General features: G+C 55.1%; 27 protein-coding genes. 9 read left to right on the top strand and 18 right to left on the bottom strand.

Annotated elements, in window-relative coordinates:
* Window positions 1-42: 42 nt before the first annotated feature.
* The 7 genes from BMY49_RS08060 to BMY49_RS08030 all read right to left on the bottom strand — a co-directional run bounded on the left by BMY49_RS08060 (window position 43) and on the right by BMY49_RS08030 (window position 8221).
* A complete protein-coding gene (locus BMY49_RS08060; protein WP_062359333.1) occupies window positions 43-582 on the bottom strand; it encodes a YaeQ family protein in 540 nt (179 codons plus the stop codon).
* A gap of 116 nt (window positions 583-698) precedes the next feature.
* The gene (locus BMY49_RS08055; protein ID WP_062359334.1) at window positions 699-1472 is read right to left on the bottom strand and encodes an enoyl-CoA hydratase-related protein; all 774 of its coding nucleotides are present in this window, start codon (window positions 1470-1472) and stop codon (window positions 699-701) included.
* A 112-nt stretch (window positions 1473-1584) separates the two neighbouring features.
* Complete coding sequence (locus BMY49_RS08050; RefSeq protein WP_338061330.1) at window positions 1585-2481, bottom strand: 3-hydroxybutyryl-CoA dehydrogenase; 897 nt, start codon at window positions 2479-2481, stop codon at window positions 1585-1587.
* Window positions 2430-4076 carry an acyl-CoA synthetase gene (locus BMY49_RS08045; protein ID WP_089675362.1) on the bottom strand — a complete coding sequence of 549 codons (1647 nt, stop codon included), beginning with the start codon at window positions 4074-4076 and terminating at the stop codon, window positions 2430-2432. Before BMY49_RS08045 ends, BMY49_RS08050 begins: the two co-directional genes overlap by 52 nt.
* Before the next feature lie 90 nt (window positions 4077-4166).
* Window positions 4167-5960, bottom strand: a complete 1794-nt coding sequence (locus BMY49_RS08040; protein ID WP_089675361.1) for an acyl-CoA dehydrogenase — start codon at window positions 5958-5960, stop codon at window positions 4167-4169.
* A gap of 116 nt (window positions 5961-6076) precedes the next feature.
* A complete protein-coding gene (locus tag BMY49_RS08035; RefSeq protein ID WP_074210910.1) occupies window positions 6077-7447 on the bottom strand; it encodes an MFS transporter in 1371 nt (456 codons plus the stop codon).
* Between the two features lie 135 nt (window positions 7448-7582).
* On the bottom strand, window positions 7583-8221 hold the full coding sequence (locus BMY49_RS08030) for a class I SAM-dependent methyltransferase (protein ID WP_062373500.1): 639 nt from the start codon (window positions 8219-8221) through the stop codon (window positions 7583-7585).
* A 39-nt stretch (window positions 8222-8260) separates the two neighbouring features.
* On the opposite strand from BMY49_RS08030, the gene BMY49_RS08025 reads away from it, so the two are divergent.
* The 4 genes from BMY49_RS08025 to BMY49_RS08010 all read left to right on the top strand — a co-directional run bounded on the left by BMY49_RS08025 (window position 8261) and on the right by BMY49_RS08010 (window position 10459).
* Entirely contained in the window at window positions 8261-8644 is a 384-nt protein-coding gene (locus BMY49_RS08025) for a glyoxalase/bleomycin resistance/extradiol dioxygenase family protein (RefSeq protein WP_062373496.1), read from the top strand.
* A 120-nt stretch (window positions 8645-8764) separates the two neighbouring features.
* Window positions 8765-9160: a DUF4870 family protein gene (locus BMY49_RS08020; protein ID WP_044627923.1), complete on the top strand. Its 396-nt coding sequence runs from the start codon at window positions 8765-8767 to the stop codon at window positions 9158-9160.
* Window positions 9161-9163: 3 nt separating this feature from the next.
* Window positions 9164-10096, top strand: coding sequence for a lysophospholipid acyltransferase family protein (locus BMY49_RS08015; protein WP_058576949.1), 933 nt, complete (start codon window positions 9164-9166; stop codon window positions 10094-10096).
* Window positions 10097-10108: 12 nt separating this feature from the next.
* The gene (locus tag BMY49_RS08010) at window positions 10109-10459 is read left to right on the top strand and encodes a DUF4870 family protein (protein ID WP_044627925.1); all 351 of its coding nucleotides are present in this window, start codon (window positions 10109-10111) and stop codon (window positions 10457-10459) included.
* Window positions 10460-10469: 10 nt separating this feature from the next.
* On the opposite strand, the gene BMY49_RS08005 is transcribed toward BMY49_RS08010, so the two are convergent.
* Window positions 10470-11879: a mannose-1-phosphate guanylyltransferase/mannose-6-phosphate isomerase gene (locus BMY49_RS08005; protein ID WP_089675360.1), complete on the bottom strand. Its 1410-nt coding sequence runs from the start codon at window positions 11877-11879 to the stop codon at window positions 10470-10472.
* Window positions 11880-11917: 38 nt separating this feature from the next.
* On the opposite strand from BMY49_RS08005, the gene tnpB reads away from it, so the two are divergent.
* Genes tnpB through BMY49_RS07990 form a run of 3 tightly spaced genes read left to right on the top strand, consistent with a single transcriptional unit; the run spans window position 11918 to window position 12722 of the window.
* Window positions 11918-12163, top strand: coding sequence for an IS66 family insertion sequence element accessory protein TnpB (tnpB, locus tag BMY49_RS08000; protein ID WP_089675359.1), 246 nt, complete (start codon window positions 11918-11920; stop codon window positions 12161-12163).
* Window positions 12164-12219: 56 nt separating this feature from the next.
* Window positions 12220-12471, top strand: a complete 252-nt coding sequence (locus BMY49_RS07995) for a type II toxin-antitoxin system Phd/YefM family antitoxin (protein ID WP_044627927.1) — start codon at window positions 12220-12222, stop codon at window positions 12469-12471.
* Window positions 12468-12722, top strand: a complete 255-nt coding sequence (locus tag BMY49_RS07990; RefSeq protein ID WP_008938367.1) for a Txe/YoeB family addiction module toxin — start codon at window positions 12468-12470, stop codon at window positions 12720-12722. Before BMY49_RS07995 ends, BMY49_RS07990 begins: the two co-directional genes overlap by 4 nt.
* Before the next feature lie 7 nt (window positions 12723-12729).
* Here the strand turns inward: BMY49_RS07990 and BMY49_RS07985 are convergent, their stop codons facing one another.
* Both BMY49_RS07985 and BMY49_RS07980 read right to left on the bottom strand, forming a co-directional pair.
* Window positions 12730-12993 (bottom strand): Txe/YoeB family addiction module toxin, encoded by a 264-nt coding sequence (locus BMY49_RS07985; protein ID WP_062373491.1) that lies wholly within the window; start codon window positions 12991-12993, stop codon window positions 12730-12732.
* A complete protein-coding gene (locus tag BMY49_RS07980) occupies window positions 12990-13232 on the bottom strand; it encodes a type II toxin-antitoxin system Phd/YefM family antitoxin (RefSeq protein WP_044627930.1) in 243 nt (80 codons plus the stop codon). Before BMY49_RS07980 ends, BMY49_RS07985 begins: the two co-directional genes overlap by 4 nt.
* A gap of 204 nt (window positions 13233-13436) precedes the next feature.
* Here BMY49_RS07980 and BMY49_RS17995 point away from each other — a divergent pair, with 204 nt between their 5' ends.
* Both BMY49_RS17995 and BMY49_RS07970 read left to right on the top strand, forming a co-directional pair.
* Window positions 13437-13673 carry an addiction module protein gene (locus BMY49_RS17995; RefSeq protein ID WP_054640924.1) on the top strand — a complete coding sequence of 79 codons (237 nt, stop codon included), beginning with the start codon at window positions 13437-13439 and terminating at the stop codon, window positions 13671-13673.
* Between the two features lie 2 nt (window positions 13674-13675).
* Window positions 13676-13990: a type II toxin-antitoxin system RelE/ParE family toxin gene (locus tag BMY49_RS07970; protein ID WP_044630801.1), complete on the top strand. Its 315-nt coding sequence runs from the start codon at window positions 13676-13678 to the stop codon at window positions 13988-13990.
* Window positions 13991-14075: 85 nt separating this feature from the next.
* On the opposite strand, the gene BMY49_RS07965 is transcribed toward BMY49_RS07970, so the two are convergent.
* From BMY49_RS07965 to gloA2, 8 genes are all read right to left on the bottom strand, one after another.
* A complete protein-coding gene (locus BMY49_RS07965; protein WP_062359341.1) occupies window positions 14076-14363 on the bottom strand; it encodes a hypothetical protein in 288 nt (95 codons plus the stop codon).
* 131 nt (window positions 14364-14494) lie between these two features.
* On the bottom strand, window positions 14495-14797 hold the full coding sequence (locus tag BMY49_RS07960; protein ID WP_054640923.1) for a putative quinol monooxygenase: 303 nt from the start codon (window positions 14795-14797) through the stop codon (window positions 14495-14497).
* A gap of 133 nt (window positions 14798-14930) precedes the next feature.
* On the bottom strand, window positions 14931-15212 hold the full coding sequence (locus tag BMY49_RS07955; RefSeq protein WP_054640922.1) for a type II toxin-antitoxin system RelE/ParE family toxin: 282 nt from the start codon (window positions 15210-15212) through the stop codon (window positions 14931-14933).
* A complete protein-coding gene (locus BMY49_RS07950) occupies window positions 15209-15481 on the bottom strand; it encodes a CopG family ribbon-helix-helix protein (RefSeq protein WP_054640921.1) in 273 nt (90 codons plus the stop codon). Before BMY49_RS07950 ends, BMY49_RS07955 begins: the two co-directional genes overlap by 4 nt.
* Window positions 15482-15636: 155 nt before the next feature.
* On the bottom strand, window positions 15637-15918 hold the full coding sequence (locus tag BMY49_RS07945) for a BrnA antitoxin family protein (protein WP_371827822.1): 282 nt from the start codon (window positions 15916-15918) through the stop codon (window positions 15637-15639).
* Complete coding sequence (locus tag BMY49_RS07940) at window positions 15839-16132, bottom strand: BrnT family toxin (RefSeq protein ID WP_074210915.1); 294 nt, start codon at window positions 16130-16132, stop codon at window positions 15839-15841. The genes BMY49_RS07945 and BMY49_RS07940 overlap by 80 nt, the downstream gene beginning before the upstream one ends.
* 175 nt (window positions 16133-16307) lie before the next feature.
* Window positions 16308-17552: a hypothetical protein gene (locus tag BMY49_RS07935; RefSeq protein ID WP_062359343.1), complete on the bottom strand. Its 1245-nt coding sequence runs from the start codon at window positions 17550-17552 to the stop codon at window positions 16308-16310.
* A 143-nt stretch (window positions 17553-17695) separates the two neighbouring features.
* Window positions 17696-18212, bottom strand: a 517-nt coding sequence (gene gloA2 / locus BMY49_RS07930; protein WP_371827821.1) for an SMU1112c/YaeR family gloxylase I-like metalloprotein, incomplete at its 5' end; no start/stop codon positions are given.

Here is an 18212-nt window from a genome sequence, read left to right as displayed (position 1 = left end):
ATACGCACTATCGGCACGTCAGTAAACCTAGTACAAAACCGCCTACCGCTCCCGTAACAGCCACTGTGGCGTGATCTCATGCTGGCCATTTTCATCGGTGATAAACAGTGAACCATCGCTAATCATGACCGCCCAGTTAATCGCCCGGGGCAAATCCGCTGCCACGGTGGCGAGCGCCTCTTGGGGTAGGCCTGCCACGTGAACATTTTTCAACGAGGCGACGGCGGCCAGCACTTTGCTTTCCCAAATATCCACGCGGCCATACGCCAGCAGCGAGACCCGCTCAGCGCGGCGCGAACACCAGGTTAAGCGCTCGGCGTCGGGCAAACCGACCTCTATCCAGTGCAGCACTCGGCCATCCAGGCTTTTTTCCCAAAGCGCTGGCTCGTCCACGTCTGATAGCCCACGCCCAAATGCCAGCGATTCGCTGTACCAGAGGATATAAGCAATTAGCCGAGCGCATAAACGCTCTTCCGTTTCGGAGGGGTGGCGAGCCACCGTAAAGCGCAGCGTTTCGAAAACGCTGCGGTCCAGGTCGGTCAGGTTAACATCGACTTTATAAGGGGTAGCGCTCAGCGCCATGGCGAAGGTCTCGTTCGAAAAAGAAGTGGCGCGCAGTGTAGTAATGCCAGTCAGTTAAGCCTGACTGGCATTAGGCGCATCCGCCCCCTTCTTAACTTAAACTTAATAAATACAATTTAGAAATTGGGTTTACGCTTTTCGACAAACGCGCTCATGCCCTCTTTCTGCTCCTGGCCTGCAAAGCAGAAAGCGAACAGGCTGGTTTCCAGCGCCAGGGCGCTGTCTAGGTCTTGGTCCATGCCGTCGTGAACGGCTTGTTTGGCCCCGCGTACCGACAGCGGCCCGTTGCCCTTCAGCTGTTTGGTAAGCTCTTCAACATAGCTTTCAAGCTCTGCCTGGGGCATTACGCGGTTAACGAGGCCAATGCGCAGCGCTTCCTGGGCATCGATTTTGCGCCCGGTGGTGACCAAATCAATCGCCATGGCGGGGCCGACTCGGCGCGGCAAACGCTGGGTACCGCCAAAGCCAGGAATGACACCTAACAGGACTTCCGGCTGGCCGAAGACCGCGTTGTCGCTGGCGACGGCCCAGTCGCAGGCCAGCGCCAGTTCGCAGCCGCCGCCAAGGCAAAACCCGTTCACCAGCGCGACCACCGGCACGGGCAGCGTTTCAAGTCGCTTGATGGTACGTAACGCTTGGCTGGCAAATGCGCGGGCCTCTTCGGGGGTTTTATCCCGCATTTCGGTGATATCTGCCCCGGCCACAAAGGATTTTTCCCCAGCACCGGTAATCAATACCGCCCGCAGGTTGGGGTGCGCTTCAAGCTCGACTAAATACGCTTCCAAAGCGCTGAGCACTTCGCTGTTCAGCGCGTTCAAGGCTTTGGGACGATTAATGGTCAGGCGTACCACGCCATCGTTATCAACCTTCTCGATCACTGCGTCGCTCATGGCGGCTCCTTAATTGTTATTGCGCGTAGAAGTGGTTACCACTCAACCCTAGCGAACGCTTGGTTGGGTGGCAATCACTTCTTTTGTCGCCCCCCCCTAAGCTCGCAGCCTGCTATTCGTAGATATAGAACCCACGGCCACTCTTGCGGCCCAGATAGCCTGCGGCCACCATGCGCCTGAGCAGCGGGCAGGGGCGGTACTTGGGATCACCAAAACCTTCCTGCAGCACCTCCATGATCGCCAAGCACACATCCAGGCCAATCAAATCCGCCAGCGCCAGCGGCCCCATCGGGTGGGCGGCACCTAGTTTCATAGCGTCATCGATGGCTTCCGGCGTCGCGGTGCCTTCCTGCACGATAAACGCGGCCTCATTGATCATCGGCACCAGCAAACGGTTCACGACAAACCCAGGGGCATCCCCCACTGGCACCGCAGTTTTGCCCAGCGCTTTGGCCAGCGCTTCGATGCGCTCTACGGTGGCATCCGAGGTCTGCTCGGCGCGGATCACCTCGACCAACTTGAGTACCGGCACCGGGTTGAAGAAGTGCATGCCTACCACCCGCTCAGGGCGCTCGCAGACCGCCGCCAGCCGAGTCAGTGATAGAGACGACGTGTTCGACGCCAGAATAGCGTCGCTGCTCAAATGGCTAAGATCCCGAAACAGCTTCTCTTTCAGCGCAGGCTGTTCAGGGGCTGCCTCGATAATCACGCTGCAGTCGCTCAGCGCATCTAGCGCCGTGGTGGTAGAGAGTCGAGCCAGTGCTTCTTGCTTGCCCTCTTCGCTCATCTTCTCTTTGGCAACAAGCTTCTCGAGCCCTTTATCGATTGCATTTTTGGCGCGGGTGAGCTGCTCGTCGGCGACATCGTACAGCCGAACGTTAAAGCCACTGGCAGCCACCACTTGGGCAATGCCCTGCCCCATGGTACCTGCGCCTACCACGCCAATCCGTTGTTCGCTCATTGCTGCTCCCCTGATTGGTGCTGTCTGGCTTCTTCGCGCAGCACGAATTTTTGAATTTTGCCCGTCGATGTTTTGGGCAGCTCGCTAAAAATCACCGTCTTAGGCACTTTAAAGCTCGCGAGATGCTTACGGCAGTGGGCGATAATATCCGCCTCGGTGACCTCGCCGTAGCCAATTTTTAACTTAACAAACGCACAGGGCGTTTCGCCCCACTTTTCATCCGGCTTCGCGACCACGGCGGCCTCTTCCACCGCTGGATGGCTGTAAATGGCATCTTCGACTTCAATGGTGGAGATGTTTTCACCGCCCGAGATGATGATATCTTTCGAGCGATCTTTAATCTCGATATAGCCGTCGGCGTGCCATACCGCCAAGTCACCCGTGTGGTACCAACCGCCCTCCAGCGCTTTTTCCGTGGCCTCGGCGTTTTTGAGATATCCCTTCATCACGTTGTTGCCGCGCATCAGGATTTCGCCGATGGTTTGGCCATCCTTGGCAACGGGTTCCAGCGTGACCGGATCAGCGACGCAGAGCGCTTCCAGCATGTGGTAGCGCACGCCCTGGCGTGACTTGAGTTTGGCCCGCGACTCCAGCGGCAGTTCGTCCCAGGCCGCGTGCCAGGCACATACCGTGACCGGGCCATATACTTCCGTCAGGCCATAAACGTGGGTCACTTCAATGCCCAGCTTTTCCACCCCGGCTATCACCGAGGCAGGCGGCGCGGCCCCGGCGGTGGTCACCTTCACCGGATGATCGAACACCCGCTTCTGTTCGGCGGGCAGGTTCACCAGCCCATTGAGCACGATCGGCGCACCGCTAAAGTGAGTGACGCCCTCTGCAGCGATCAAATCGGTAATGCGTTTGGGGTCTACCTTGCGTAAGCAAACGCTGACGCCTGCATTGGCGGCAATGGTCCAGGGGAAGCACCAGCCGTTACAGTGGAACATCGGTAGCGTCCACAGGTAGACAGGATGGTGCGGCATGGCCCACTCGAGAATGTTGCTCACCGCGTTCAGGTAGGCACCGCGATGGTGATATACCACCCCTTTGGGTTTGCCCGTAGTCCCCGAGGTGTAATTCAATGAAATCGCCTGCCACTCGTCGCTGGGCAGCCGGTAGGCGTAATCAGGGTCGCCCTCGGCCAGTAGCGCTTCGTACTCCAGCTCGCCAATGCCTTGGGTCTCGCCCAAAAATTCCGGGTCGGCCACATCGATAATCAGCGGCTTGCTTTCCAACTTGGCAACCGCCGCTTGAATCACCTCGGCAAACTCAGGGTCTACCAGAATCACCTTGGCTTCGCCGTGGGCCAGCATATAGCTAATGGCGTCGGCATCGAGGCGAATATTGAGCGTATTCAGCACGCAGCCCGCCAGCGGCACGCCGAAGTGAGCCTCGAACATCGCGGGAATATTGGGCAGCATGGCGGCCACCGTTTGCCCAGGTTGAATGTCGCGCTTTTCCAGCGCTGAGGCTAGCTGGCGGCAGCGTGTCCAGGTCTCGGCCCAGGTGCGGCGCGTCGTGCCATGCACCACAGCCGGATAATCGGGATAGATGGCCGCCGAGCGCTCGATAAAGGTGAGCGGCGAGAGCGGCACATGGTTGGCAGCGGTTGGCGGTAAGTCTTGTTCAAAGATGGAGGTCATGATCGGTTCCTGCACTCTCGCTGTTGTTATAGGACGTTTTATTATCGGACACTTATAACGAATACCGCCGCCCTTAAGGCAGCGGGGACGTTAGTAGGCGGCGCTATCAAACTGGCCAAAACAGTGCCAACCAGCCTCAATCACGGCACGCTGGGCGCGGCCAACCGGCAGCCATTGGTGAATGGCAAACTCGGCGCTGCACAGTTTGGCGCGGTAAAACGGCTCATCGCTGCCGCCGTCTACAGCCTGTTGGGCATGCAGCGCTGCAATGCCCATTTGCCAAGCGCACAGTACGTGCCCGGCAAGGTTCAACAGCGGCGTGGCGTACGCCTGTACGGCATCGGGGCCGTGTTCAGGGTCGCTGCCCTGCTCCAGTACCAAGGCCATGGCGGCGCGCAGGTCGTCAGCGCCCGCCGCAAGCGCACTGCCCATGCTGGCCAGCGACGCTTCACCCCGCAGCGCTTCGGCCGTTTTATGCACGTCATCGATCAGCGCAGAGAGTGCCGCACCGCCGTCTCGCTGCAGTTTTCGGCCGGCCAAGTCCAGCGCTTGAATGCCGTTGGTGCCTTCATAGATAGGCGCAATGCGCGCATCCCGCAATAGCTGGGCCGCGCCGGTCTCTTCCACGTAGCCCATGCCGCCGTGTACCTGCACGCCCATGGAGGCGATATCCACCGCTTGGTCGGTCGAGAAACTCTTCACAATCGGGATCAGAACATCGGCGCAGGCCTGAGCGGCTTGGCGTTCGGCGTCGCTCTCTGCGCGGCGAGCGATATCTAACTGCCCGGCACAGTAGAGCGCCAGGGCACGCAGCGCATCGGTACGGGCACGCATGGAGAGCAGCATCCGGCGCACGTCAAAGTGATCGCTAATGGTGCACTCGCTGCCGCCCCGCTGTTTGGGGGAGCGGCCCTGAGTGCGGTCATTCGCGTAGGCCAAGGCGTGCTGGCAGGCGCGTTCGGCCACGCCAATCCCTTGGATCCCGACCTTATGGCGCGCCTCGTTCATCATGGTGAACATGTGGTTGAGCCCGCGCCCCTCCTCCCCCACCAGATAGCCTACGGCACCGCCGTTTTCCCCAAAGCTCAGCGTGCAAGTGGGCGAGCCGTGAATGCCGAGCTTGTGCTCGATGGAGGCGCAGGTGACGTCGTTACGCTCGCCAAGCGAGCCATCGTCGTTCACCAGAAATTTGGGAACCAGGAACAGCGAAATACCCTTATTACCTTCCGGGGCATCGGGCTTGCGGGCAAGGACGAGGTGAATGATGTTCTCGGCAGCGTCGTGCTCGCCCCAGGTGATGTAGATCTTTTGGCCGCTGATGCGGTAGTGATCGCCTTCCGGAACGGCTTTGGTGCGCACTTTGGAGAGGTCCGACCCCGCCTGGGGTTCGGTGAGGTTCATGGTGCCGGTCCAGGAGCCCTCAACCAGCTTGGGCAGGTAGGTCGCTTTTAAGGCATCGCTGCCGTGATGGGCCAGCGCCTCGATGGCACCGGCGGTGAGCATCGGGCATAGCCCTAACGCCATGTTCGCGCCGTGGAGCATCTCCTGCACCGCACTGGCAACCACTTCGGGTAGGTTCTGCCCGCCCAGCTCTTCAGACACGCCAATACCGTTCCAGCCGCCCTCCACATACGCTTGATAGGCGGCGGCAAAGCCTTCAGGAGTGGTGACGCTGCCATCAGTATGGCGCTTAGCCCCCTGGCGGTCGCCCGTGCTGTTGAGCGGGCCCCAGACATCGCCCGCCAGTTTCGCAGCCTCTTCCAGCACAGCCTCGACGAGATCAGGCGTCGCCTCTTCAAACCCCGGCAACGCCAAGGAGCGGTGCGCTAACATCTCTTCGAGCACAAAGCGCAGATCTCGGACCGGCGCGGCGTAATAATTCATGGCAAAACCCCAGGCAAATGCGGTGAAATAGTAAAAACACTATCGCTGATAGTAGTTTCCCTACTTTCGCCACACCATTAGCCCAAGGTCTCACCTTACTCGATATTGCAGTTCACCTACCGACGCACCTCGGTTTCTACATCGTCGTAATAGGTAATATGGCCCTCGTCTTCCTGAGGCGGCCCTACTACGGGTTCGGCCACGTCGACCTCAGGCACAACGTCAGACAGGTCTTCCAGGTGCTCGTGCTCAAGCGCCCCTTGTACCAGCTCCTCGGTCACCACCAGCTCAGCACCTGCGGCGGTCATCGGCGCAGTGGCCGTAAACGGTGCCACCGGCACCGGTGCCGGGCGAACGCTACGACGCCAGCCGAAGAACAGCACGAAGAATAGACTCAGTGAGCCAAACGCCCAGAACAAGCCAGCATCGCCCATGGCGGTCATCACCGGCGAGATCATCAGCGGGCTGATGGTGGCACCAATCGAGTTAATCAACAAAAGGCCTTGGCTCATGCGCACCAAGGCGCCAGCAGGCGCGCGGTCGGCGGCATGGCTAACGGCCACCGGGTAAAGCGCGAACACGCCTCCTCCCAGTAAAAAGAGCAGCACGGCGAGCAGCGGTGTGGAGAGCGGTAGCCAAAGCATGGCCGCAGAAATCACTACGCAGAAGGCACTGATACCAATCAGTACCATCTGGCGGTCATGGCGATCCGACCAGCGGCCAATGGGGTACTGCAGCAGCATCGCGCCAAGGACGAGCACGGCCATCATCTGGCCTACCTCGTTTACGCTCATACCAATGCGCTGTAGATAAAGCGGCAGCAGCGTATAAGCAGCGGCCACCACCATGCCGGAACCTAGACTGCCCATCACGCCGGTGGGTGTCATGGTAATCAAGCGGAGAGGCGGTAGCGGCTCGGCGTGTTCGATGAGCGGCGACACGCGGGGAATCATCGCCATCGGCAGTACCGAGAGCGACGCCAACAGGCCAATCACCATAAAGGGCGCGGTGTCGCCCATGGCGCTGGTGACACCGAGCATAAGCTGCCCCAGCACCCCAGCGGCGTAAAGGGAGATCATGTACAGTGCCAGCAGGCGGCCACGCACTTTCTGGTCGCCCGCGGTCAACAGCCAGCTCTCGATGACCAGATAGACGCCTACCGTGGCCCAACCGCCCACCAGGCGCAGGGCAAACCACGCCCAAGGGTCGAAGAACAACCCCTGCAACAGCACGGTGACGGCCACCAGCGATGCAAAACTGCCGTAAGCACGAATATGGCCAATGCGCAGCAACAGGCGATCATTAAACATGGCCCCCAGGGCCAGGCCGATGAAATAGGCTGACGAGACAATCCCGATCACCGTCGCCGATTCACCTGCTGCGTCTAAGCGCACGGTAATCAGCGTGGCGAGAAAGCCATTGCCAATCCCAAGAATAAACAGCCCTAGTAGGGGCGCTAACGCCATGGCCAGCAGTTGCCGCGACATGCGTACCTCACCTTGCTCAATGGATGAATCGTTGCCGTTAACACGCCATCACATCAAACAGGCAAGAAAACGGGCGCGCAATTATTGCTTCCATAGGCGCAAAGTCAATGCTTTTTCGCCCTTATAGCAAGCAGATTAGTGTTTTCTAAAAATCACCACGTCGTTGCCAGTAAATTCGACTGTTAAACCCTGTTCAGCCGCCCACCAGCGGAAGGTCGCTTCACTAAAAAAGCACACGTGGGTTGGGTCGTTAATATAGTGCCAGCGGGCGAAGGCTTGCTGGCTCGTCACTCGCTTGGTCATCAGCCCAAGATAGCCTCCGGGTAGCAGTTGCGCGACCCGCTGGTTCAGCGCCTCGCCCGGTGCCGCCAAGTGCTCCACTACTTCGGTGGCGGTAATGAAGTCATACTGGCGAGTCAGATTCGCGGCATGGGGCGCGTAAAAGATGTCATACACATCCATATCAAAGCCCGCTTCCTCAAACATCACCGAGAGCGTTGGCCCAGGGCCGCAGCCAAAATCCAGCCCTCTTGCGCCAGGAGCTAGCTTTGTTGCCAACGGATTAAATAAACGCCCCAAAAAGCGCCGATATCCCGTATCCTGCGGCGAGTTTTGGTGCTGGTCGTACTCGGCTTTTTCGGCGGCAGCGGTTAAATGCTGCTCGCTAGGCACAAACACTAGCGCACACGTGGCACACTGGTAGTAATCACGGCGACGGTCTTGGTGGTACAGCGCAGACTCCTGCGCGTGGCATAGCGGACAGCGTCGCATCATCGTATTCTCTGGTTTTACGTTTGTATTAAGGAAAGAGGCATGCTCTCAGGTCTGGATCATCTTGTGGTTACCGTGACCGATATGGGTCGCGCAGTGGATTTTTACTCTCGTGTATTAGGCCTGGATGTACGCTATCGGGACGCTCAGCGCGTTGACTTGATGCTGGGTGACACGGCCCTGCGCTTGCACCAAACCGATACCGATATCGCGCCCATTTCAGCCACGCCGACACCGGGCAGCCTGGATTTATGCCTGCGCTGCCAGCTACCGCTGGACGAGTTTAAGCAGCACCTGGATGCACTGGCCATCGAGGTCGAGCTTGGCCCCGTGGCCCGCCAGGGTGCCAGCGGCCCCATCGAGTCGCTTTACCTGCGCGACCCCGACGGCAACCTGCTGGAAATCTGCCGCCCGGCAGCGCGTTAAGCGCTCAACCCTAGGCGTGGGTGGCCTGCGGGTGATAAGTCGCACTGCCCACGCTATCATAGCGCGCAGAGAAGGTGTCCGCAGGATGCTCGAATTAAACTGAATAGAAAAGGTACGCCCATGCGTGATGACGCCCCATTGGAAGGCGAAGTGGTTAACCACCACACTTCGTCGGAAGAGACCTCCCCCGCCCCAGACACCACCATGGCCATGGTGATTTACGCTCTCTACCTGGCAAGCTTTGTGTTGGGTTTTACGTCACTAATCGGCGTGATTATTGCTTATGTCTACCGCGGCAAAGGTCCAGTATGGCTAGATGAGCACTACCGCTATCAGATCCGCACCTTCTGGATTGGCCTGCTCTACGGCAGTATCGCTACGCTGCTTACCCTGATTCTTGTTGGCTTCCCCATGCTGTTGGCGTTGGTCGTGTGGTTTATCGTGCGCTGCGTAAAGGGCTTTAAAGGGCTGCAGGAGAAGCGCGCGCCCTCCAATGTCGATAGCTGGCTACTGTAACCCATGACCGAACAGGCAACTCCCCCTGCATCGCGCTTTCAAGCCCGTGCCATTGCAACGCTATGGCGCACGCTCTCCCGCTGGCCGGTGCGCTGGCTCTGGCGCATTGCGGCTCTGGTCGGCCCGCAGGTGTATCGCTTTAGCAAACGCGAGCGCAAGGTAACCGAGATCAATCTGAAGGTGGTCTACCCCGACGCGCCTGCCAATCAACGGCAATCCCTGGCCAAACAGAGCCTACAGCACTCCACCGCGACGATGCTGGAACTCGGTCACGCCTGGATGGCCCCGCCCGAGAAGGTAGAAGCCAGCATTCTAGCGGTACATGGCCGCGACAAGCTGGATAGCGCCCGGGCCGAGGGGCGCGGCGTGATCGTGCTTGCTCCTCACTTTGGAAACTGGGAAGTGCTGAACTTTTGGCTTTCCAGCCACTTTCCGTTTACCGCTATGTACGAGCCGCCCAAAATCACAGAGCTGGAGCCGATTATCCGCCATGGCCGCGAGCGCATGGGGGCAAAGCTCGTGCCCACTAACCCACGGGGCGTGGCGGCGCTGCTCAAAGCGCTGAAACGTAGCGAGGCCATTGGTATTTTGCCGGACCAAGAGCCGGACTGGGGTAGCGGCGTGTTTGCGCCGTTCTATGGCCGCGATTCCTATACCGCGACGCTATTACCCAAGCTGGTGGCGCGCACACAGGCACGGGTGGTCACCGGTGTGGCCCTGCGTATTCCTGGAAAAGGCTTCGAGATCCACTTCCTAGACGCTGACGAGCGGGTGTATAGCGCTGATGATACAGAGTCAGCTACCGGCGTGAATGCCAGCGTTGAAGCCTCCATTGCCCTGGATCCGGCGCAGTATCAGTGGGAGTACAAACGCTACCGCAAAGTGGTGGAAGAGCAGCAAGGGCTGCCTAACGCCAACGATTTCCGTCTCTATTAAGTGAGGATGGGCATGACTGAGCAGTACCTCCCCAAACAGGATACGCGTCCCACGCAAATTATTTATGCCCTCTATTTAGCAGGGCTGGTCACGGCTAATGTCACGCTATTGATCGGTGTGATTATCGCCTATGTCTATCGCAAAGAAGCAGCGCCTTGGCTACAGGCCCACTACCGCTACCTCATCCGCACGTTCTGGATCGGCAGCCTCTACTTTATCGTCACGTTTACCCTGAGCCTGATCTTTATCGGGACGCTACTCTGGCCGCTGCTGGTGGTATGGCTAGGCGTGCGCTGCATTATCGGTTGGGTGGCGGTGCGTAAAGGCCAGCCACCGGCACGGCCCGGTAGCTGGCTCTGGTAAGTGCACTCAATTACTCATCGCTGTGGCGAGCGTACACGTCATCCAACCGTTCGATATCATCCTCGCCCAGGTAACTGCCGGACTGTACCTCGATCAGCTCCAGTGGGATTTTGCCCGGGTTCTCCAAACGGTGCAGTGCGCCAATGGGGATGTAAGTGGACTGGTTCTCGCTGACCAAAAACGTGCGTTCATCCAGCGTCACCTTAGCCGTGCCGCTGACCACCACCCAGTGCTCCGCGCGGTGGTGGTGGCGCTGTAGCGAAAGCCGCGCCCCAGGGCGCACGGTAATATGCTTCACTTGGTAGCGCTCGCCGCTGTTCATGGCTTGAAAGCTGCCCCAAGGGCGGTGTACCTGCGGCGAGGTATGCGGCTCGCTGCGCCCAGCCTGGGTCAGCGCCGCGACGAGCTGCTTAACGCCCTGCGCCTTGTCGCGATGGGCCACCAGTACACTGTCCGAGGTTTCCACCACGATCAGGTCTTCAACGCCAAGTGTGGCCACCAATCGGTGGTTCGCTACCACTAACGAGCGCTGAGTATCGCTCAACACCCCATCCCCGGTGACCACATTGCCCGCTGTATCAGGCGTATGGGTCGCCATCAGCGCATCGAAGCTGCCTATATCGCCCCATTGGGCATCCAAAGGCACCACGGCAGCCTGGGAGCAGTGCTCCATGACCGCGTAATCGATCGATTCGCTGGGGCAGCGCTGGAACGCCTGCTCGTCCAAGCGCAGAAAATCCAAATCACGGTGGGCGCGGGCTACGGCTTCTTGGCAGGCGGCCAGCATGTCTGGCTGAAGCCGTTCAAGTTCCGCCAAATAGCGGGAGGCACGCAGCAAGAACATACCGCTATTCCAAAGCGTATCGCCCTGCTCAAGCAATGCTTTGGCGCGCTCTAGCGCGGGTTTTTCGATGAACGCCTCCAGATGGTGCCCTGCCCCCAGCGCATTGCCACAGGCAATGTAGCCGTAGCCGGTTTCTGGGTGCGTCGGCACCACGCCAAAGGTGACCAAATAGCCCTGCTCCGCGAGCGGTTCAGCACGCTGCACGCTATCGGTAAACGCTAGCGCATCGCCTATCACGTGGTCTGCAGGTAACACCAGCAGCAGCGGGTCTTCGCCCGATTGCCTTGCCAACAGTGCCGCGCAAGCAATCGCCGGGGCGGTATTGCGCCCTGCTGGCTCTAGTACGATCTGGCCCTTTTGCTGAACTTCGCGAAGTTGCTCGGCCATTAAGAACCGGTGCGAGTGGTGGCCTATCAGCATCGGCGGTAGCGTCGTCAAGCCCTCAAGGCGGGTGAGCGTTTGCTGAAGCAGGCTCTGCTCGCCGGTTAAGCGCAAAAACTGTTTGGGCATCTGCTCGCGGGAGAGCGGCCAAAGCCGGGTGCCGCTGCCACCGCTCAGAATAACCGGTTGAATCATGGCGTCGTCCTTGGTGATGGTGCTGAAGGGCCAAAGTCTTGCTGCAGCCAGTGGCGCAGCTGGCTCATATGCAGCGCATCCTGCGGGCGAGCCAGTATTTCGCCTTTGTCAATCGGCGCAAGACTCAGATGAAGATGCTGTATTTTACCGCCACCGGCTATTGCCTCTGGGCCAAGCGCCTGGAGCAGGGCCAGTTCCGGGTGCCGTTATCCGCCTCCCGGATCACGCGCCGGTTTGGAGCCGCAAAGCGGCGAAAAATCGGTCGCTGTGCAGCTGATTGTTAAACCTTTCTGTGTACAGTATCCTGACCATGGTCAACATCCTGTACAGGAGCAACCTTATGGATGCCATTAGCTACACAGCCGCTAGAACCAATCTAGCAAAAACCATGGAGCAGGTCTGTGAAGACCATTCCCCTGTGATCATCACCCGGAACAAGTCGCAGTCCGTGGTAATGATCTCCCTAGAGGACTACGAGGCGCTGCAAGAGACTGCATACCTTCTGCGCGCACCAAAAAACGCACGGCGTTTGCTGGAATCCGTTGCCGAGCTGGAGCAAGGCGGTGGTCAAGAAAAGGAACTTCTTGAATGAAACTCATCTTCTCCGAGAACGCCTGGGAAGACTATCTGTACTGGCAGAAAACCGACAAAAAGATACTTAACCGAATCAACAAACTGATCAAAGAGACCAAACGAGAACCGTTCGAAGGTGTTGGCAAACCAGAGCCCCTCAAACACAGCCTCGCCGGGTACTGGTCTCGCCGGATCAACGAAGAACACCGAATAGTTTACAAAGTCACGGATGACGCTTTGCTTATCGCCCAGCTCCGGTATCACTACTGATTATGCATTAATCGTAGTGGCTCCAGAGTCTGAGGACTTTCACCACTTGCTCGTCCTCCAGTACTTGGTAGACCAGGCGATGCTGAATATTAATGCGGCGCGAATAGGTCCCCGCAAGATCACCAATTAGCTTCTCAAACGGAGGCGGCTTGTGATAAGGATCTTCCGCTATTAACGCTAACAGTTCCTGGGCTTTTGGTTTGAGGCCGCTGGAGGCCAACTTTTTTGCATCTTTCTGGGCTTGCTTGGTGTAAACCAACTTCCATGTCACCAGTCCAGCTCCTCATCGCATTCCTCGACCGGGGTATCCATCCCCTCACGAATAGACTCCCGCATACCTGGCACGGAGAGCAGGTAAAGTGTTTCCTGAATGGCAGACCAGTCCTCTTCGGATACCAGAACAGCTTTATTCCGCTTACCCATAATGACGATTGGTTGGTGGGACTCGGCGGTCTCGTCAATCAACCGATAAAGGTTGCTGCGCGCCTCAGTTGCTGTGATTCCGGCCATGACGCACCTCTTGCGTGTTTAACTTTTCACCAAGTGTACGCCTATAGGTACGTACGTCAAGACGAGCGCCCTGGCTAACGCCAGCCAGCATGCGCGGCTACGGAATGTAGGCGAAGCCGGAATGTAGTAGCCGTCGCCGTGCCTGGTCTTGTTAGGGCCTTTGAATAGGGATAGCATAATCGTATCGTCATTTGCGGAGGCTCCATGGCTACCGAAACATTAGACCACCTACGCTCCCAGATTTCGACTCTCTCCGAGTCGGAACGTGCAGCGTTGGCTCGGGAGCTCATAATGAGTCTGGACGGCCCCCGTGACGACTCGGTAGAACAGGCGTGGAACGATGAAATTGTTCGCCGTGTGTCCAATGTCAAAAGCGGAAAAGCCACGCTGCTCAGCCGTGAAGAATTTCGATCAAAGATGAGAGCGAGGTTGGGCCAGTAACAGTGCGAAAGGTAAGGATACTGGAAGAGGCCTCGCAGGAAGCGATAGAGGCAGCAGCATGGTATGAATATGAGCAGCCTGGACTCGGAGCCGAGTTTTTCGCTGCTGTTGATGCAGCTATCGACGTTATTGAAGAAGACTTCCTCCCTTTATCACCTCTCCCCAAAGAAGCCGGCGATACCGGTGCAAGACGCCTGATTCTGGAGCGCTTCCCATACGATATAGTCGCCATTGAACTGCCAGAAGAGGCTATAGTCATTGCGGTTGCTCACCATTCCCGAAAACCTGGCTATTGGCTGGGACGCAGTAAGCCCTAACGCTGAGGTAACCGGCGCCGGAGCGCAACGGAGGGAACCAAAAGCGGCACGCTTTTGGGGTCCGGTTGACCGCTTGGTTAACTGATTAATCTGCCCGAATTATCGCCGTAACTGCTGACTCTGGAACCTTTATCTTGCCTCCATAGGACCAGCCTTGGTATTCCCATCTGGGATCTGGGCCAATACCCACTAGTTCACCGCTAACGAGATCGGGGGCGCATTCTTCGACAAGGATATAGAAGTCTATGGAATCTCCCGCCCGAATCGTCACGGTGTCATTTGGTCTCGGCGGCCCCTGGTTCAATTTCGCATCGTTGCCGACAAACATTCGGCCGAATTTAGGCGGAAGCGGATTTTCAAACTCCTTGTACATGGCATATTCCTTTTGACAGTTAACACCTGAGTTAAGCCGGACCGCGCACGCGGCCGAGGCGGGTGCAACGATACCACGGCACCAAGCCGAGGCCGCGAAGCGGTCTCGGCTTGAACGAATTGTTAGGCTTGCTAGCCAGGTAGCTTTGCCGCAAGTACATCAACGTTTTCTATGGACGGGGGCTCGGAGAACAACTCACCTGCCTTTTCCATCAACGCGGCTGCGACCTTGCCGGAGAGATGGGCCTGCCGACCCGCTTCATCCGGGAAAGCATCAAAGATTCCGAAAGTGCTTGGTCCAAGGCGAATGCCAAACCACGCAGTGGTGTCAGGCTCCTCATTGACGATGGGAAGGCCACTCACAAGGAAGTTCTCAACCTCTTTCTCTTTTCCGGGTTTCGCTTCAAGGCGAACGAACAAGGCTACTTTGACCATGGCATGTCTCCGGTTGTTAAAACGACATCACGATGCGCGATGTTCTCTTGCAAGTCTAACGCGAAGCTTTGCGGCAGGTTTGGAACCGCGCAGCGGTGGAAAAACTGTCCGACAACAGCGGCTGATTAAATTGCTATCGTTCACCTTCCAGCTCGTGCCATACCCTTAGAATAATGATGGCGCTCACATGTACGGAATAGCGAACAACGTATTTGCCAAAGACCATGTCGCGGATGGAATCCGGTACCGGTGCCATTTCAACCGGTGTTCCCATTCTGGGGAAGCCTGGTAGTAATTCGATTTTGCTAACCAGTTCTGTGGCTATCCTGCCTGCCGCAGAGGGGCTGTGAACGGCGATAAACTCCCTTAGGCGCTTCAAGTCTTCAACGGCTTCGTCGGTGTAAACCAGTTTCACTTACCTGACCTCGGCGCATCTTGCTCGTTTTCGGTTCCCCAGCTATTAAGCCAACTGTGGACCTCGCTGGCATCAACAACCTTGCCTTGGGCAGCAGACTCCATTGCCTCTAACGTTTGTTTCCACCGCTCTTGCTCAAGCTGCTGCTTTTCTATGTATTCCGACAATGCCTGGTTAATTACCCAGCCTTTGCTACGGTGTAGCCTGCTGGCGATTGCTTCCAGATGCTGTTCAACTTCTGCTTGAAGGCGAACTGTGGTGACGCTCATGACTATGCCCCTCATACCTAGTGACTACAACGTATTACAGCATAGTCTGCGAGGTTAGGCAAAAAATTTTACGCCCGGCTCTGCGGCAGGGCAAAGTGGAGGCCGTTTTTTGGCCGGAGCTTTGGCCTGTCCGCCAGAAGCCGCTTGTTAACAGTTCACTTCCACTCAATTTTCAGATCTTTGTGTGACTGAGCGCAATCACGTAGGTAGAGGTTGATAAGACTCTGATAAGGTAGGTCTTTTTGCTCAGCAAGATTCTTAAAGTACGCAACGGTATCTTCATCCAGCCGGATCGTAACCTGCTTCTTGAGCTTCTTGGCGTATGGACTCTTGACGGATTCGGAAAAATCGTAATGATCACGCATGTCTGTACCCTTCATAAGTATTTCGTTCTCGCCTATTTGCCTTACGGGCGGAGATAATTCGAATAACCTCACCGTCCCTAACGCAGTGGCACACCACCAGTAAGCGAGAATGAATGCTTGTACCGAGGAGAATGAACCGGTCCTCCTCTTCAGAATGGTCTGGGTCAGCTATGAGACGTGCGAACTCATCCGTAAAGGCAGTTTTGGCCTCCTGGAACGAGACGTCATGCTTCTTGCGATTAGCGGCATCCTTGCGAGGATCCCAGTCAAAGGAATAATGGCTCATAACTACATTGTAGTTACATAATAATTATTGTCAAGGCACCAGCCTAGATACTGTTAACGGTTCATGATAACCGGCGGCGACGAACGGCCCGAACACCACCGCAATTTGGTTTTGCTTTTCAATTTAGCACAGACGTATTTTCCGTCCGGTTGATTAGTTTGTTATGTGCCTGTTCTTATTGGTTCGCTATTTTTAGTAGAGTTTCTTTTCCTGTTCCAAACTTACAGATTGCTTCGCAATTTTCTTTCAGGACTGAAAATTTAATATAGTGAATTTTAGTTCCGTTGGATTTAATTGATGGCCTGCTTAACTGTAGCAACAGCTCTTTTTCTCTATTGTCAGGTATTATTAAAAATAAAGAGGAAGGGTTTTCTGGAAACGAGTGATATAGGTCAGTCAGCCTGAGTATTCCCGAATAGATTGAGGTACTTTTTTCAACTTCAAAAGCGCAAACAATATTCTTTGTATTATTTTCAAACCAAATTACATCGATTAATGCAATTGTATTTTTTGTTTCTTTTTCTACATTAATTTCAGGGAAACAAGGGAGGCACAAGGATGAAAAGTTTTTTCCTTGAAAATTTCTAGAACGATCATTAGAAGCACTAATTACTTGATACCCTAAAGCTTTTCCGATCTTCAATAAATGGTATTGCATTTCAGTATGCAAGTTTTCTTGCTCTCTTTCACTGGTTACTTCTTTGTGCCTTTTTTTGAGAAGGTTTTCAATCTTTGCTTTTTCTTTTTCCGAAAGACTTCCTTCGTCGCCAACCATTATTTTTTTTACACCAATGTCAAACAGCAAGCCTGAAATTGCACCTAAATCTTTTGACAGTGATTTTTTATGCTTATTGTTTTTTTGTAAAATGACCTCACGCATACGAAGGTATTCAGTCCAGGAACCAAGTTTAACTTTTTCTTTGAATAAATGATTAAAACCATTGACTATTGCTGTATTAAATGGAGGGATTATTTCAGGATGAAGGAAATATAAAATGTTTGCCACTGCCGGACCAAGACCCTTTATTTTCTTCTCATCTAGGTTGATTATTTCCTTTAGGATTTGCTCTTCATTTTTGGCTGCGAAGCAATTTTCAAGAAATTGACCAAAAGACATTTTATTTTCTTCATTTTCATAAATGTCTGGAATTCTTAACTTTGGTTTCCAGTAAAAAGCATGCGATGCTCCAATGAAAACTTGTTTTTGTTCTGTGATACAGTTTAAAACAAACTCTAACGATGAACCTTTGTAGTCATTCCCAAATTCCTTATTTTTAATATCATTGATTACACTTTGAACACCACGGCGTATTGAACGAAAGGCTTTTAGTCTTTCGTCATTATTAATAAACCACGTATTGAATACGGATTCATTGTCAGACCGGTACTTGTCAATTAAGTCGTTTAAGTCACTATTCATATTTTCCTCATTTTTGGCACATAACGCCCAATTAAGTAGCCCGAAACGCTACTACCAACTTTCCGCACAACACCGTAATCACTAAACTCAACGCATAATAAAAATGCCACGCGTTGAGGGTCTGCTTGAATTGTTTGTTATGTTTATTTTTCGTACAACTCTAAGGGTAAACCATCTGGGTCTTTAAAAAAGGTAAATCGTTTACCTGTAAATTCATCAACTCGAATTGGCTCAACATCAATTCCGTGTGATTGTAACTCGTTAGCTGTCGATTCCACCGAGTTAACAACAAACGCCAAATGCCTTAAACCTTGAGCTTCTGGGTTACTTAATCTGGACGGTGGCTCTGGAAAAGAAAACAGCTCAATTTGTCCACCATTTGGTAACGCTAAATCTAATTTGTATGAATCTCGGCTTTCTCGATAATTTTCGGCAAGGATCTTGAGACCTAATATTTCAGTATAAAATGACTTAGATCGTTGATAATCTGAGCAAATAATCGCTACATGATGAATACTTTCTAAATTCACAACATTCTCCGATTTGAACTTTATCCGAGTAAACATAACGCTTGCAGCATGCGCGCTTACGGAATGGAGCCGAAGGCGCAATGTAGTGGGTGTCGCCGTGCCTGCACTGGTTATGTTCTTCTTCGTGTTA

Origin of the sequence: Vreelandella aquamarina, assembly GCF_900110265.1 — a bacterium.
Lineage (GTDB): Bacteria > Pseudomonadota > Gammaproteobacteria > Pseudomonadales > Halomonadaceae > Vreelandella > Vreelandella aquamarina.
This window is presented reverse-complemented; position numbering and strand designations above follow the sequence as displayed.

Bases quoted from the DNA above. Each gene is read 5' to 3' on its own strand.
- BMY49_RS08060 (WP_062359333.1), bottom strand. From the start codon at position 582: ATGGCGCTGAGCGCTACCCCTTATAAAGTCGATGTTAACCTGACCGAC.
- BMY49_RS08055 (WP_062359334.1), bottom strand. From the start codon at position 1,472: ATGAGCGACGCAGTGATCGAGAAGGTTGATAACGATGGCGTGGTACGC.
- BMY49_RS08045 (WP_089675362.1), bottom strand. From the start codon at position 4,076: ATGACCTCCATCTTTGAACAAGACTTACCGCCAACCGCTGCCAACCAT.
- BMY49_RS08040 (WP_089675361.1), bottom strand. From the start codon at position 5,960: ATGAATTATTACGCCGCGCCGGTCCGAGATCTGCGCTTTGTGCTCGAA.
- BMY49_RS08035 (WP_074210910.1), bottom strand. From the start codon at position 7,447: ATGTCGCGGCAACTGCTGGCCATGGCGTTAGCGCCCCTACTAGGGCTG.
- BMY49_RS08030 (WP_062373500.1), bottom strand. From the start codon at position 8,221: ATGATGCGACGCTGTCCGCTATGCCACGCGCAGGAGTCTGCGCTGTAC.
- BMY49_RS08025 (WP_062373496.1), top strand. From the start codon at position 8,261: ATGCTCTCAGGTCTGGATCATCTTGTGGTTACCGTGACCGATATGGGT.
- BMY49_RS08020 (WP_044627923.1), top strand. From the start codon at position 8,765: ATGCGTGATGACGCCCCATTGGAAGGCGAAGTGGTTAACCACCACACT.
- BMY49_RS08015 (WP_058576949.1), top strand. From the start codon at position 9,164: ATGACCGAACAGGCAACTCCCCCTGCATCGCGCTTTCAAGCCCGTGCC.
- BMY49_RS08010 (WP_044627925.1), top strand. From the start codon at position 10,109: ATGACTGAGCAGTACCTCCCCAAACAGGATACGCGTCCCACGCAAATT.
- BMY49_RS08005 (WP_089675360.1), bottom strand. From the start codon at position 11,879: ATGATTCAACCGGTTATTCTGAGCGGTGGCAGCGGCACCCGGCTTTGG.
- BMY49_RS07995 (WP_044627927.1), top strand. From the start codon at position 12,220: ATGGATGCCATTAGCTACACAGCCGCTAGAACCAATCTAGCAAAAACC.
- BMY49_RS07990 (WP_008938367.1), top strand. From the start codon at position 12,468: ATGAAACTCATCTTCTCCGAGAACGCCTGGGAAGACTATCTGTACTGG.
- BMY49_RS07980 (WP_044627930.1), bottom strand. From the start codon at position 13,232: ATGGCCGGAATCACAGCAACTGAGGCGCGCAGCAACCTTTATCGGTTG.
- BMY49_RS17995 (WP_054640924.1), top strand. From the start codon at position 13,437: ATGGCTACCGAAACATTAGACCACCTACGCTCCCAGATTTCGACTCTC.
- BMY49_RS07965 (WP_062359341.1), bottom strand. From the start codon at position 14,363: ATGTACAAGGAGTTTGAAAATCCGCTTCCGCCTAAATTCGGCCGAATG.
- BMY49_RS07960 (WP_054640923.1), bottom strand. From the start codon at position 14,797: ATGGTCAAAGTAGCCTTGTTCGTTCGCCTTGAAGCGAAACCCGGAAAA.
- BMY49_RS07950 (WP_054640921.1), bottom strand. From the start codon at position 15,481: ATGAGCGTCACCACAGTTCGCCTTCAAGCAGAAGTTGAACAGCATCTG.
- BMY49_RS07940 (WP_074210915.1), bottom strand. From the start codon at position 16,132: ATGAGCCATTATTCCTTTGACTGGGATCCTCGCAAGGATGCCGCTAAT.
- BMY49_RS07935 (WP_062359343.1), bottom strand. From the start codon at position 17,552: ATGAATAGTGACTTAAACGACTTAATTGACAAGTACCGGTCTGACAAT.